The sequence below is a fragment of the Marinobacter albus genome (assembly GCF_030238305.1).
Classification (GTDB): Bacteria; Pseudomonadota; Gammaproteobacteria; order Pseudomonadales; family Oleiphilaceae; genus Marinobacter; species Marinobacter albus.
This window is the reverse complement of sequence record NZ_JASSQD010000001.1, coordinates 1,386,564-1,401,672: the sequence shown is the minus strand read 5'-3', so window position 1 is coordinate 1,401,672 and position 15,109 is coordinate 1,386,564. Positions and strand designations below refer to the sequence as shown.

Sequence of the window (15,109 nt, the reverse complement as noted above, 5' to 3'; positions counted from 1 at the left end):
AAATCAAAAACACGTTTGAGACCTATTTAGGAACACCGACAACATACATTGGCCGGCCCACTTTCCATCACTACTGCGTTTTTACCGAAAACAACATCGTTTCCTATTTTATAGGGTCGCTTATCAAACCACCGTTATGATTCGTACAATTGCCATCTATTATTGGCACTTCGTAGTGACCAGATCTTCCATCAATTGTTACTAACACCCCAACTGTACAATTCTTCCCTATCTTTGCTCGCCTGGGTATGACGACCATGATACCGCCTTAACAAAATTTTGTGCCAGCGCCTTAGAACGTCTCCGAAAAACTGCACATCTATAAAAAAGTCGTATTAAAAATACTAACACAAGGAAAAAAGGGGATCTTGCGGTGAAAGAACCAATTGCATAAACGCTATAAATTAAAGATATTAAATCGCTCCGAACCCCTTTCAAACTTCCAACTTGTAAAACGTACTGCTATTGGAGTCTTGCTGCCGGCAATACACCACGTCTATCAATAAGTGCCTTATGTCGGGAGAGAGAAACAATCATTGCTGTAGCTAAAGAGACCGGACCGAGCTGGACAAAAACGACAGAGTAGGTAAAAAAGTCGATGAGAAATACCACAGATACCCCCAAAATCACCAGCGAGCCGAGGTTCGCCTCCGCCCGGCTAAGTCTTCTTCGTTGAAAGCGAAACTCCACCTTGAATATGCGAACCCACAGAGCGAGGTAAAAAAATACGCCCACAATACCCACCTGAAGAAACAGTTGAAGGAATGCTGTTCTGGCTCCATAGCCTACGCCGTATAGCTCCTTACTAAGCTCAGATTGATCACCTGTTCTAACCAACAGGGGATTAAATCTTGATTTAATTAAATGACCCGCCCCATAACCAATAAAAAGATGAAGATATGAGTCCGAAGCTACTCTGGAAAACAAGTAAGCCGGAGCTTCGGCCCGCCCAATCGTTGCAATAGCGCCTGAGCCGGTAGTAACGTACCGCGTGCCGTAATCCATTGCGTACTCAATGTCAAAAGTCCCCCAAACCTCTCTCTCCGGATTCAGGCTAGGCATTAAACGCAGAGAAATATAGACAAAAACAAGTGTCACCAGAACAAACAGTGCTCCCTGCTTGAACAATGCTCCCAGTTTGACTCCGCTCTGAAGTTGATATCTAGCAAGCAATACAAGATATATTAACGGGATGTATACGAGTGCAGCTCTTTTTCCGCCGATAATTGAGAATGCGATGAAGCCAATTAGCACAATAACATATCGATATTTTCTTGTGTTTAGATATAACGCGATGCTTACCACCGAGCCGACCATGGCAAATATAATAGTGAGGCTACCCCCCAGATTAGCCATGGTGCCGATATATGGCTCTACAATGTCACCCAGCACAAAAACTTTTATTATATTCGCGGCGATTTGCGATAGAAAAAGAAAGACCAAAACCTTTCCGATAACGCGCACCTCATGATCATTGAAGGAAGCGTTGATTGCTGCATAGAAAAACATGATGGTAAACAAGTAATCCCTAAAGAAGAGGAGTACCATCGTTGGTTTAATTTCGTTAAAAAGAAGTGTCAGCAGCGCCACACATACAAACGCAGACATGCTGTATAGGCCAGGCAGGCGCTTTCTCGGCGAGCCAGACATCAAGATCACAAGAATAAAGCACGCCAGCACTAGCGCCTCTGCGCCAACTCTGGTCAATAGCGTGCTGATACCGAGAAGTTCTAGTGTGCCGCGGGAGAAAACAAGCAGCAAAAGGCTGCCAAAGAGAAAAAGCTTCAGTGTCATTCGTCGCAATGCGAACCAAGCGAATACAGGAAGTATCGCCAGTCCGGCTAGGAGCATCGACGAATCGAGCGTGAAATTACCTTCCATTAACAAGCTGTCTCTTGAATTTGGCTGCGATGTTCTCCCATGTAGCATCCGCCAGTGTTGATCGGATAACTTCTGAGTCATAGTCAGGAAACCTGTCCACACACTCGAGCAGCGCGTTAGCGAAGGATTCAGGAGTGTCCTGACAAAGCACACCGTTTACAGAGCTTACCAAACGGGAGTTCTCGCTTGTTGCTGTAGCGATTACTGGTATGCCGGAGAGAATATACTCATATGTTTTCGTAGGCGGCTGATGATCGTAGTAGGAGGTTATTGGCACATAGGAAATACCAATGTTTGATTTATCAAAAAACCCCTTTGCCTCATTATGAAATAATCGCCCATGGAACCTAACAATCTTATTCAGCCCAAGCTTCCCGGCCAGTTCTTTCAAACTTGACTCCTCACCCCCATATCCGAAGCCCACAATATCAAAACTGATACACGAGGCTAATTCGGGCCGCTTATCAATCGCGAGAGATAGCCCTTTAATAACATGATGAAGATTGCGATTTCCAAATGTCCCGATGTAGAAAAGCCTAGGATAGTCAAACTTTTTACACTGAGAGGAAATCACATCCGCTCCCAAAGGAAGGATAAACACTTTCCTTTTTTTTATGCGGAGCATCCGCGCAAGCCCCTCCGATATAACACTAACTCTTTGGAAGAATAGACTTTCAAATGTTGAAAACAGATCTCTCAAGCCACGAGCCAGCTTATTAGGAGACACCGACGCTGTTCTAAAATCGAGAATTATGCTTCTTCTGCAAAAAAGCGATACTAAAGAACAAAACGGGAAGTATACGATAAATATATGTGCCGATGGGTTCTTTCGAATAACACTTAAAGACAACGATATCAAACGATAAAACCTTTCGATTTTTCCAAGTTTACTGCTGACGTAGCGTACATTGATGCCCTCGGCTTCTATATGACTCATGCCACTATCTATGCATACGTAAGATATATCGAAGCTTTCAACAAGGTAACGAGCGAGCTTGTACGTATCAGTATGATAACCAAACTGTTTCGCGCCGACGATTACCAGACTGGAACTGGGCCCAACTGCGTGCAAATTCCGCGTCATTCGAACTTATACCCAAACGTACTAATATCCTCATGGTAAAACTTCTCGACCATCGACCTTGTGCGGTCGTTATACTCTGAGCGCCAATCAGTGCCCCCACCATCAAGCTTATGTGGAAGGCTGACTTGTACCCCCAGCTGATCACACACCAGACCAAAATCGTGAGTCAGATTCTCAAATTTCCCCACGAAATCCAGCTCAATACCTCCATTGAACGATTTAAGAAACCAAACTGCTGGCTTCATCAGCCTACGTTTGTGAAGAAATCTATCAAGAAATTCTTCAAATGGTATAGGTGATGGCAGGCCATAAGCGCGAAGATTGATGGGATCCCGCATAATTCCTCGATACCAAGAATGGGTTCTGGAGAAAGGATTTCTTACTATCGTGAACTTAAAATACTCCTGATACTGCTTTCTAGTAATACCAATCTTGTTATTAGGATTGTTAGTTTTAAGTTTTTTGATTCTCCGATAGAAAAAATTTGCATTATCTGAATTGATCCGAAGATAATTCGAAATTTGAACTGGCTCTATTTCTCGAATAGCTCTATGGTCCTGGCTGCCCCTTCCCTGAGCACCAAGATCATGACCAAACGCATTTTCAATGCTGGTCCCCGCACTCTTCGGAACGTGAATAAATATCATTTTATAATCGTGAGATATCACATTATTTCTCCATCAGTCGCGTTCAGAAAAATCCCAAATGCCAAATTTACAAAACCCAATTACTTGGGCTCATATACTTCTGGGAAGAACCTTCGCCATAGAGCCTTTGCTTTAGAAAAGTAATACCAAGCTGGTTTAAGTTTTCGCCTAGGAGATTTCAAAATACCGAATGATGGGGTGTACGTCTTGAAATTATTTGATGCAAAGTATTGTTTTATCTTTTGGATCTTCTTGTCGCCAGCAATCTTTTCATTAATCAATGGTATCAAAGCCAGAAAATCTTCAGGGAGGTCATCTCGTTCTTGAATTGTTGACGAACCAACTTTTGCCTGACCCCTTATCCCACCCGAGCCAAATATATGATGATGCTCACGCGCCCAGAACTTTTTTCTGTCCGGAGTATAGGCCTGCCCCGTAATTTTACAGATTTGTCTTAAAGATTGGTCAGGGTCGCTTACGAGATCAGAAAATGAAACTGAAACTGCTGAAATGCTAGAGTTTACCAGTCTCCAGTAGTAAGCTTTGTAACGATATAATGCTGTGTCAATACTGTCGCCTCGCTTCCATATAGAATAAATATAGTTTATCAGAGGCTTATGCATAACAATATTAACTGTTTCTATTCCTCTTTTAGCCGCCCACCCATTATTATCTATTACCCAAGGTAGGCTTTTCGAGGAATCTACTAAGAAATCAACTCCAAGCTGATCAAATGCCCTCGCATGAAATTCCTTTTCTGGGACCGATAGAATCGGCAGCCAGTACGAGCAGTCTTTGTCGCCGCAGTTACAGTCGATATACTTGTGGTGAGCACGGAACGGCCTAAACCAGGCGTGAACCTCGCCCAGAGAAAATGACCGGTCATCATTGCCAAGCATTAGATCAAGCATTGTCGTGCCAGAGCGTCCCGCCCCAAGAATGTTAATTAGAGTCTTATCTTTTTTTGAAGCATACATATGGATTACGGAATTTGTGGTCGACAGGATCCAAGCATTAAATGGAAGCTCTGTTTATCCATCTACGATTTCTTGAAAAGATCTTGAGTAAACGGCCTCAACTGAATGGTTCTCTAAAGCATATTTAGCAATATCATAAGACCGATCTGCTAGCGCTGCGGGTTTTGATGATAGATCTTCAATCACCTCGCACAGTCGGTCAAAAGTCCTGGTTTTCTCGCCCAACCTGTTTCTCTTCATGAGACCACTTGGATCACTGTTTAAAGATACAACATACACACCTCGCATCCATGCTTGGACGAATGTATTTGAAAAGCCCTCATAGTCACTCGTATTTACAAGAATATGGGATTGTGCCAACAATCTATTAACTTCTTGATTATCCGCTTTGCCGATATATGTGAAGTTTTTCTGCGTCTTTCGACCATTCAATTCTCGTTGATATTTCCCTTCTTGATCGCCACCCACCATGGTGAAGTGAAGATTTTCTCTGCCTTCAAACCGCTTAGCTAAACTAAGAAACAGTTCAGGTCTTTTTAGCTGCTTCATATTGGCAATCCATACCACGCGGATAACGTCGCTGCTTTTCTCCTGAACGGAGCTTTCGGGAAAGGGTGCAGCTTGTGTTTGTATTGTCGGATCAATTTTAAACCTTTTACTCAGGGCTTCCTTTTGAAAATGGTTTTGGCAAATAACTTTTGACGCTCCCTCAAATGTTCTTTTATAAAAAACGGACTCGATTGAGTCAAAAACTCGATAACATCCTGGCTTTTTAAAAACAACGTCGTTGTCTGAAGCAACGTAATGAATATGTCGTTTTTGGTTTTTAGAGGCATATCTAGCGGCAATGCCTGACCAAGAGGATCGGGTCCTTGAGATTAGGAAATCTGGATCAATGTCATCGAGGATTTTTGAAAGCTTCCATTTATAAAGGAACCAATATTTGCCAAATCGTCCGGAACAATGGAAAAACTTTATGGGATGGAGAGTTAGGTTGCCGCCGTGAACTGTTTTTTCGGTCCTATCTAAGTAAATAAAATGAACGTGATAGCCACGGCTTATTAAAAATTCAGAAAAATATTTTAGCTGTAGTTCTGCGCCGCCCTGCAATTGATGCCAGTGGGCCAAATGCAGAATGACAACTTTTTTACAACCCATTCCCAAAACGCCTTCTTAGTTTATTTAGATAAAAATATAGCGTGCTATTTCTCAGAAAGATAGCCACCAAGAGAAAAACCAACAAATAAACTCCAGAAAAGCTAATAAGCTGCAACCAATTCTCATTTAACGCTGTCACGCTCCATGCCGCTAAAGAAAAGGCAGATATTGGTGCAATTAAATTATTTATTACAACCTTCAGCTGCTCATTGGTATAAAACCTTGCATATCGACCACAAACAAAAACATCCACAATAGCTGAAATATACTTCGCCGCTATTTGCCCTAAAAGCATAATTTCGATAGAAAACCTATACGTAATTAACAGCGCAAAAAAAATTATGCCATTTCGAAAAAATGCTAAGTTGCGGTATACATTTGTTTTATTCTCTACCTTAGCGATATTAGCATTAACCGTTACTAGGGGCTGGAAAAGAAGAGCTAATATCATTAACTGTAAGAAGAGTATGCTTCCAGACCATTTTTCTCCATAAACGAGAATTATTAGTGACGAGGCGGAGCCAATCACAAAAAAACTGAAGCAAAAGTGGACAAATAAAAATTGACTCAGAACCCTTTGGTACATCTCTTTTCGTTTTAACGGATCACGCTCTTTAGCTACAAGTGAATATGAAGTCGTTAAAACAATACTGTTTAACCCTCTAAAAGCTACCATACTGATTTTTTGGGCCTGAGCGTAGAACCCTAAACTTATGGCCGAATATAATTTGCCAATCACGACTGTATATAAGTTATCAGCCAATTGGTTAGATAGATAAGAGGCCAGCATATTATTCCCAAAACCTCGCATTTTTTTATAACGCGTCAGCGAAAACGAAAAATCTGGCAACCAACGATTAATAACGATTACTAAAACAAGAATAAACCCTGCCTGAAAAACAATTTGAAAAACCAACGCCCAATAACCGTAGCCCTCAAGAGCCAAGACATAAGCTGCAGCGATGGATAGTAGGTTGGCTGTCAGGGTCACCAAAGCTATTTTTTTAAACTCCAAATGCTTCCGCATCTTGGCCATCTCGGCGAGCGATGCTGATTTTAAAACAATTCCCAAACCAGCAACTTGAACAATACCTACCAACTCTTTATGCTGATAAAAACTCGCTATTTCCTCAGAGAAGAGAACTAACAATCCGTAAAACAGTAGTCCAACAAAAATATTATGAAAAAATACTGTGGAGTAATCTTTCTTATCTACTTCAGGAGTGCTTATTAAATAATCAGAAAAACCAGATTCTGTAAAATTCATAGCTATCGCGATGAAAATTGCCAACATAGCCATGAGCCCATAATCTTCGGGTGTCAACTGCCTGGCTATAAAAACGTTACCGACAAAGCTTATTACTACGCCACCAAATGTATTGAAAGCTGTCCAACTATAATGCCTTGCTGCCATTATTTTCTTTCACCAATAACTTTTGCCGGAATTCCCCCAACTACTTTGAATGGTTCCACAGAAGAGTTAACTACTGCTCCGGCCGCAATAACCGCACCTCGGCCCACTCTCACACCGTCCAATACAGTTACATTTGCCGCAATCCAGACATCATCCTCTATTACGATACCTTTCGATGATGAGCCCTGCCGTTTAATCAAAGCAGACTTATCTGAAAAATTATGGTTAGAGCCAACAATTACGCAATTCGGCGCTATAGAACAATATTTTCCAATTACAACTTTGTCTAGAATACAGGTGTTTCTATTAATTGTTGATCCCTCGCCAATAATGACGGCATCTCTTCCCCTTATAAAAACATTTTCATGAATATAAACTCCGTCACCTATCTGTACCTTATTCCCTCGAATCTTGGAATTATTTTGTATAACAACATTATTTCCAATTCTAACTGGACCACTCAGACTGACAAACCTTCCAAAGGTGACTTTTTTCGCGTCACCAAAAAGATATAAAGAACGAAAATAGCTGAAAATTGTCGAAACGAATTGTTTTATTTTATTTTCTACTTTAATCATAATCATAATTTAAATTCAGGAGTTCCTTACACCAAAACAGGACTTCATCAATACCGGCTCCATTTGAAGACTGGAGTCCTAGCGCAGTAAATTTTCTGCTCTACTAATATCGGCCTTTGAATGAGGCACATCCCGCGGACGGAAATCATTCTATTTAGTTTTTCCTTGGCTTCACGGCTACACCCAAATCTTCGGAAAATTTTTAAATGGCCTGATACTGTTTGTTAGGCTTATTTCTGTCACTAATCCGGCTTGACTTCGATCACTTCTTGGGGTGCTTTGCAATCTGCTTGCCTGGGTATTCATTCGGCAGTTTTATAGGCATAGTCGTAGTAGCCATAATTGGAGGCTTTCTTTACTATGGCGTTGAATATAACGCCTTTTACTTCTATGCCATTCTGTTCAAAGCGGCGCTTAGTGAGCTCCACTTCTTTTAAAGGGGACCCACCGAAGCGTGTTACCAGCATAGTGGTGCCTGCGTGTTTGCCTACGATCGCCGGATCGGTGACAGCCAGGATGGGTGGGGTGTCTATAATTACCAAGTCATACTTCGGAGCAGTTCCAGACAAAAATTCATCGAAACGCTTGCTCATCAGTAATTCAGACGGGTTGGGAGGGGCCGTTCCCCGGCAAACGAAATCCAGGCCGTCCATGCCTGAAGGCAGAACCACTTCTTCCGTACTTGCCTTACCGGCAAGAAGGTCCGAAAGGCCTTTTTCGTTCCGAATTCTTAACACATCATGGGAAAAGCCTCTTCGCAAATCGCCATCAATAAGCAACACTTTCTGGTTGGCCATAGCCATGACAGCGGCAAGATTGACGGAGATAAAACTTTTACCTACCCCTGGGCTGGGGCCAGATATCATCAGAATGTTGTTTTTGGCGTCGATCATCCCGAAGTGGAGACTGGTTCGTAGGCTTCGCAGAGACTCGATTGCAAGATCCGCCGGATTGACCACGGCGAGCAAGCCGGAAGTTCGCTCTTTGCCTCGAAGCTGAGCTCTGCTTTTCGGTTTCATGAGCTCAGACTGAGTTTTCGAGAGGGGAACGCTCGCATAGACCGGTAAACCTATTTTTTCGATGTCTTCCGGATTTTCCACACCCCTGTTCAGAGCGGACCTGAGCAGTACAATGCCGACACCGACCATGCCGCCCAACAACAACGCAACCATAGCGATCAAGGAACGTTTAGGTTTTACCGGCGCGGCAGTATTCACTGCCGCCTCGTCCACTACCCGCACATTACCTACGGTACCTGCTCGGGCTATGTCCAGTTGTTGGATATTGGAGAGCATTTGCAGGTAGATCTCGTTACCCACTTCTACGTCCCGGCGTAGCCTCACCAGCTCTTGCTGGGTCTCGGGCAGGGTGCCGATTCTGCGATCCAGTTCGGCACGGCGCTGTTTAAGTTCGGCCATCTGGGAGGCCCAGGCCTTATAGCGCGGGTGCGTGGGCTGGAAGCGCTGCTCGATCTCTGCACGCTGGATCTCTAACTCGGAAATCCGGGTTTCAAGCTCTACGATCTGCTCAAGTAGCGAGCTGCCTTCGGCGGTAATATCAATGGTTTCCGCTGTTACCTGATACTCGTTCAGGCGCTTCTCAGCAGCCTCAAGGTCCCTTCTTACTTGCGGCAACTGGCTACGTAAAAACTCCAGCGATTGTGCGGCTTCCGCGCTGCTTCGCTGGACGTTCTGGCGAACGTAGTTCTCGCCTACCTCATCCAGGATGCTCTCTGCCATAGCAGGATTCTGATGCTCGTACGTCAAGGCAATAATGCCGGACCCTTTGCCTTTTTCGCTGGCACCTATATCGCTTTGTAATCCGATGGCGGCCGTATAATCAGAACGCTTGGCAACGTTGAAAAGGGTGCCAGGCCGGGCAACGAGCTCCGTCACCATCATGGAATACCGACCCTCGCTGGCCAGTTCATTGGTGTTACCGGTCAAAATTACCTGACGCTCTTCGTCCAGCAACTCCCAGCCATGGTCAGTCGCTCTCAGAATAAAATTCCCAGTTTGTCCCGGAACTTCCATTCGAGTGATTTTCAGCTTCTCGCCGCCCCAGGCGTACTGGGCGCCCCATAGCGGTTTTGCCACCTCGCCGGGCCCGCCGTTAAATCGCCGCGCAAGGGCCTCACCGACTACAGGGAAGTAGTTTGGCGTAACTACAATGTCCAGATTGAGGTTATCCACTACCTTGCCCAGTACTCGCCGGCTTTTGATTAGCTGGATTTCAGTTTCCGCGTTGGAGGGGGATTCCAGCAGGCCCGACAGGTTTTCCATGCCGGGAAGGCCGCCCTGCTTGTCCTCCACCTGGATCAGGGCATTCGCCTGATAGATCGGGGGCTGGATCAGCGCGTACGCGACGCCAACCGCCGTGAACACTAGAGTCACTACAATGATCAGCCACCGGCCGTCCCGTAGGGTTCCGAATAGTGCCAGAAGATCAATTTCATCATCATCCCAGGTCCCATGCATGTCTGACGGTCTTGCGGAGCTAATCATACTGTCGGTCATTGCGGTTATTTATCCAGGTATTTGAGCCAGCTATTGGTGGCGTTATCAATCAGTTTATAAGCGTGTTCAAAGGCCGGACGTTGCTGGCGGTAGGGATCTGGCACAGGTTGGTCATCCTGCCACTTGCCCAGCAAAAAGGCCCGGCCCCGAATCTGTGGCGCCAGTTCGTGTAGCTTGTTGAGGTGGCCCTCTTCCATCGCCAGGATCAGCTCTGACTGGGTAAGCATTTCCGCCGTTACCTGTCGGGCCCGATGGCCGGTAGCATCTATACCCTGCCCCTTGAGGATTGCCAGAGCCGTTTCGTCCGCCGGCTTGCCAACCAACGCTCCAATACCCGCGGAGGAAACCGATTTAGCCGGCCGATGGGCCAGCTTGGCCCTCAGCAGATACTCGGCCATCGGGCTGCGGCAGATATTTCCAACACAGACTATGAGAATGTTGTTAAACATGGCGTTAGTAGTTGGTTGAAATTTCCCCATCGGTGCGGGAGAAGAGGTAGACGGCCTGTGCGGTCGGCAGGATCTGCGTAATCAGGCGGTTCCAGCGAGCGATTGGTGCCGCTGTCACGTAGACAATATCCCGCGGTTGCAGCTGAAACTGGTCCGCCAAAATCAGTGCCGTGGCGTTTCGGGCGTAGAGCTGGAACACCTCGGCGATCTTGCCAGTCTCTTCAGGTGCTTTGCGGATAACAAAAACGCCATTGGCATTTGCGATACTTTGGTCAAAACCGCCGGACTCGGTCAGTGCCTCGGCAAGAGTGATATCTGAACGCCCAACGTTCAGGCTCATGGGCTTGATAACCTCTCCCAGCACGAAGATTTTCGCGGCGTCATTGCGGGATACGTGAATGATGTCATTTGGGCGGAGAAGCACGTTTTCGCGAGTGTCGCCCTGGCGGTAAAGATCCCGCAATGAATAACGGGTTGTTTCTGCGTTCCGGGTCAGCGTAACGTCCGTCCAGTCTGCGACCTCAGTCAGGCCACCGGCGTTGCTGACGGCTTGCAGCAAGGTCAGGGGCACATTGGTGATCGGCTGGGTGCCGGGCTGCTTTACCTCGCCCGTCAGATAGACGCGCTTGGAACGGAACGATGCCACGGTTACGTCTACCTGGGGTGATTCAATATATTTGGCGAGCCTTTTACGGAGGATATCCCGAATTTCCGTCACCTTGAGCCCGGCGACTTCAACTTCACCCACGTACGGATAAAAAATGGTGCCATCGCTGTGCACCCAGTTCCCTGCCTCGGAAGGGCTACGGTCGGAACCGGCCGGAATGGTTAGTTCGGGGTGGTCCCAAACGGTGATGCTCAGGATATCGCCACGGTTCACGACGTAGTCGTAATCCTTGATTTCGGCCTCAAGCTGTTCGTTCAGCACCGGATTCCGATCCGGTTGTACCATCCTTTCCTGGAGCAACTTCGGCGTGATCGCATAGATATCGACCATCTTTTCCAGGTCAACACTGTCGCCCTCTTCCTGATCATAGGGTATATGGGCACCGGGAATGACTGAACAGCCGGCAAGGGAGAGGATAGCGAACAGGGATAGTAAGGCTTTCATCCGATCTTGGGTTTCCGTGGTTTACTGCAGGTTCTGAGGAATACAAAAGGGGCTGGATAAGCCAGCCCCTTTTTCTTACGCGGGGTTAGCGGTTAGGAGCCAGTGCCGCCGGTTCCGCCTGTCGGAGTTTCTTCATTCTCGATAGACAACTGGATTGCGGCATTTGCGATCTCATCCTGAAGGGCCTGTGCACCAATTTCTTGAGTGGTAGGAACTTTCACCTCGACCGCGATCGCTTCAGGTACGTAGCTGCGGTCAGCGTTTACCAGCTCAGGCAACGCGAGGCCGGAGACATCGTTTTGAACCGCCGCATTGATTGCCACCGCATCGATATTGTTGACCAAAGCACCAAAAGCGGCAGCGTTTTCGCCATTTGCATTTGCTTCAGCCTGCGGGAGAAGGGTAGCAATGTTCTGGGATATTACCTGATTAACCAGGTGTGCTGTAGCCGCGGCGCGGCGAGCGCTGTCGTTGACGGCACCATCATTTTTCAGCGCCACCGGATCGTAGGACATCAGGTCGATGTTGTCCGCGAGTCCCATTGCAGCGCGCAATTGAGCTTCCTGTTCGGCGATTATTTCACTAATAGGAGCCACTGAGCCCGCCGCCAGAGCATTTTCGGTTTCCATCTGAACGATAGTACTAAAGCCACTGATCGCTTTTGTGCCTGCAGGGGCAAGCAGTTTCAGATTCACATCGACCAGTTGCCCGGAATCTTCATCAATGGTGTTGGCATCCGCTTCCACAACCATCGGTGTGAGCAGCTGGGCGTCGGTCAGGCCTTTGATGCTGAACTGGCCACCATTAACAGTCTCGGAACTGGGCTCGCCATCGTCGCACTGCTTGTTCAGGTTTTCGTCCACACATACCTTGGCACCCCTTAAGTAACCATCGTAGGCAAAACCGCTCACAGCGCCGGTGCCGGCTGGCGATTCCTGCGTCGGGTAATCGCTACCTGAGCAACCTGCCAAAATCATCATGGGTGCCAGGATGGCTGAAGCAAAGAGGTTGCGCTGGAAATTTCCATTTTTCAACTGAGTCATAACTAGCCTCTACATCTGCTGAGTGAGCTTTTGCACGTTTTCTTGGTTTTGGTTATTGCTTCTTGATTATTCGTCGGTGCTGGCTAATAGGAAGCTACGTAGCCTCACTATAGAGAACAAGGATTAAAACGCAATGTTCTCTGTTTAAATTCAGAACCTTGTGATTTACGCCAACATCACCGATTGGGGAGACGCCCCCGATTCAGATAAACAGATCGAATCGGGTTAGATGAGCGAATGACTCGGGCGCCACCAAACGAGATGAAATTGGCGTCTTCATTAATTCGGGTTTGCACGTTGTAATTCCAGTCGGCATCGCCGCGGATCTGGGCGTACTTGAATTGGCCCGTTTTCTCTGGCGTCAGGGGGATCACCCAGCCAAGGCTCACGAACTCGGCGTCGGTGTTCTTATAGGACAGCGTCAGGGCGTAATCGCCGAACCAGAAGCGGCTGTCAATGCGAACGCCGGTATCTTCCTCGAAGAATTGCCCGCCATACACATCAAACTGGGTATTCAACCCGGGGTGGTAGTAGCTGTACCGGGCCAGTATCTGGTTGCGTTCAGCCTGATCAAACTCTGCATGCTCGAAGGCACCGCCCAGATAGGCCAGGCTGTGACGGCCGTTGGAGCTGAGCAACAGTGTTTCATTCAGCAACCCATTCCAGTCCGAGACGTAGCGGCCGGCGTGGAGGCTTGTATAGAGCTGGGAATGCAGCTTGAAGGTCTGCTGAACCTCCACTTCGGTCAGGTCCGTGCGCTGTCGGTCGTCGTAGAACACCCCGCCCTTTTCGAAATCCTCGGTGGCGTAGACCTCGGCATTGTAGGTGGCGGAGGCCAGGGCACCGGTCCACAGGGAAACCGACATCTCGGCACTGATGCCGACAGAAGCATCCCACACCCCGTATTCGGTGGCCACGCCCGAACTGATGGTTGGGCTTAACGTGATGCGTGGTTTCCAGGTTGGGCCATAGCTGCCCTGGAAGTCCCACTCCGGCTCTTGAGCATTGAGCAGGCTACCTGGCGCAAACCTGGCGGCAATCGCGTAGGGTTGCTCGGTAGTGGCCTGCTTCAGCTCAATGGTTCGCTCGCTGACCGGAATATTCTGGTTGAGGAGCGTGAGCGTCGCGATACGGTGGTGCTCGTCGGCCGCCTGAACCTTCTTAGCCACATCCAGGATGGAGTCCCGTTCGTCGCGGGTGTAGAGGTTGTTTTCCCACTGAAGGTGGAGGACATCCCCTTCACTGGCCACCCTGACCCGGTCATAGCCTTCTTCAACAAGCTGCTGACCGATACGGCGCGCTGTGGTTTTGCCTTCATTTGACTTGCCGCTAGTTAACGAGGGCTGACTCCGATCGTCACCTTGGCTGGTACCTGGGGCGGCGCTCACTGATACGGGGCTGGCGTTTGTGCGAGTTGTTTTGTTGGGCAACTCAAGCCTCTTCTTTGAAGGCTGATTGCCGAAGGGGATGGACAGGCCGACCGAAAAGAAAGTGCGGTCATTCTCCGTGTTGCCTTCATCGTAAGCCAACACGTTGCCATTCACCTGCATGCCCAGCGGCAGCAGGCCTTCTGGTGTGCTGGCTCCCAGCCCCAGGCGAACGTCCTGGCTGTCGTACTCAGCCATTAGGTTTAGCCAGGGCGCCGGGCGGTAGGAAACACCACCAAAGGGCCCATCCAGATAACGGTTCTCGATCGTCGGGTCCCCGTAACCCGCAGAGATTTCGACTGGGCCAAACTGCCGACCGGCCACCACGTACACGGCCTCAAAGTCGTCGGTTTCGCCCCCGAGATCCTGAACACCAGCCGCCAGCGTGAACCACTCTTCCGGGATAAACGGTGCCTGGATTTTCACATTGGCGGAGAGATCGCGGATGCCACAGTTCTTCTCCGTATATCCATTACACTGCGTTTTATCCCACGTAAGCCGCCCGCCTACTTCGACATTAGGGAAAATCCCAAAAAGACCGGCGACGTTGTTGTAGTAACCGTAAGAATTTTGCTGGCCAGAATTTCGTGTTTCCCACGCCTGGTCGGAGTACTGCACCGCCGCCCCGCCGTGATCAAGCACGGTGGCGGAGGGAATGTTCAGGTAGCCGCTGTATCCCGGAAAGGCCAGCTCGCCCGCCGATACCCGGCAGCTGATGAGGGTGACGCCGCCGAGCAAACCGGCGATGAAAAAGGCCTTCAGGCACGCTACCGCCCCACCGACCAGGGTCCAGTGTTTTGAGGTCATATAATTCATTGTGGCTT

Annotated in this window: 12 protein-coding genes; all 12 read right to left on the bottom strand. The window is 47.9% G+C overall.

Annotation, left to right across the window (positions count from 1 at the left end; translation table 11 throughout):
- Positions 1-462 precede the first annotated feature (462 nt).
- The 12 genes from QQF73_RS06580 to QQF73_RS06525 all read right to left on the bottom strand — a co-directional run bounded on the left by QQF73_RS06580 (position 463) and on the right by QQF73_RS06525 (position 15,092).
- On the bottom strand, positions 463-1,881 hold the full coding sequence (locus QQF73_RS06580; protein ID WP_285367679.1) for a hypothetical protein: 1,419 nt from the start codon (positions 1,879-1,881) through the stop codon (positions 463-465).
- Complete coding sequence (locus tag QQF73_RS06575) at positions 1,871-2,818, bottom strand: glycosyltransferase (RefSeq protein ID WP_285367678.1); 948 nt, start codon at positions 2,816-2,818, stop codon at positions 1,871-1,873. The genes QQF73_RS06580 and QQF73_RS06575 overlap by 11 nt, the downstream gene beginning before the upstream one ends.
- A gap of 143 nt (positions 2,819-2,961) precedes the next feature.
- Positions 2,962-3,633 carry a sulfotransferase family protein gene (locus QQF73_RS06570; protein WP_285367677.1) on the bottom strand — a complete coding sequence of 224 codons (672 nt, stop codon included), beginning with the start codon at positions 3,631-3,633 and terminating at the stop codon, positions 2,962-2,964.
- Positions 3,634-3,692: 59 nt separating this feature from the next.
- Entirely contained in the window at positions 3,693-4,523 is an 831-nt protein-coding gene (locus QQF73_RS06565) for a hypothetical protein (protein ID WP_285367676.1), read from the bottom strand.
- 120 nt (positions 4,524-4,643) lie between these two features.
- Complete coding sequence (locus QQF73_RS06560) at positions 4,644-5,747, bottom strand: glycosyltransferase family 4 protein (protein WP_285367675.1); 1,104 nt, start codon at positions 5,745-5,747, stop codon at positions 4,644-4,646.
- Positions 5,737-7,161 (bottom strand): lipopolysaccharide biosynthesis protein, encoded by a 1,425-nt coding sequence (locus QQF73_RS06555; protein ID WP_285367674.1) that lies wholly within the window; start codon positions 7,159-7,161, stop codon positions 5,737-5,739. Before QQF73_RS06555 ends, QQF73_RS06560 begins: the two co-directional genes overlap by 11 nt.
- Entirely contained in the window at positions 7,161-7,745 is a 585-nt protein-coding gene (locus QQF73_RS06550) for an acyltransferase (protein WP_285367673.1), read from the bottom strand. The genes QQF73_RS06555 and QQF73_RS06550 overlap by 1 nt, the downstream gene beginning before the upstream one ends.
- A gap of 296 nt (positions 7,746-8,041) precedes the next feature.
- Positions 8,042-10,255 carry a polysaccharide biosynthesis tyrosine autokinase gene (locus tag QQF73_RS06545; RefSeq protein ID WP_285367672.1) on the bottom strand — a complete coding sequence of 738 codons (2,214 nt, stop codon included), beginning with the start codon at positions 10,253-10,255 and terminating at the stop codon, positions 8,042-8,044.
- A 5-nt stretch (positions 10,256-10,260) separates the two neighbouring features.
- Positions 10,261-10,704, bottom strand: a complete 444-nt coding sequence (locus tag QQF73_RS06540) for a low molecular weight protein-tyrosine-phosphatase (protein WP_285367670.1) — start codon at positions 10,702-10,704, stop codon at positions 10,261-10,263.
- A 4-nt stretch (positions 10,705-10,708) separates the two neighbouring features.
- Entirely contained in the window at positions 10,709-11,815 is a 1,107-nt protein-coding gene (locus QQF73_RS06535) for a polysaccharide export protein (protein WP_285367668.1), read from the bottom strand.
- Between the two features lie 92 nt (positions 11,816-11,907).
- Entirely contained in the window at positions 11,908-12,858 is a 951-nt protein-coding gene (locus QQF73_RS06530; RefSeq protein ID WP_285367667.1) for a hypothetical protein, read from the bottom strand.
- A gap of 176 nt (positions 12,859-13,034) precedes the next feature.
- Positions 13,035-15,092 (bottom strand): YjbH domain-containing protein, encoded by a 2,058-nt coding sequence (locus QQF73_RS06525; protein ID WP_285367666.1) that lies wholly within the window; start codon positions 15,090-15,092, stop codon positions 13,035-13,037.
- Positions 15,093-15,109 lie beyond the last annotated feature (17 nt).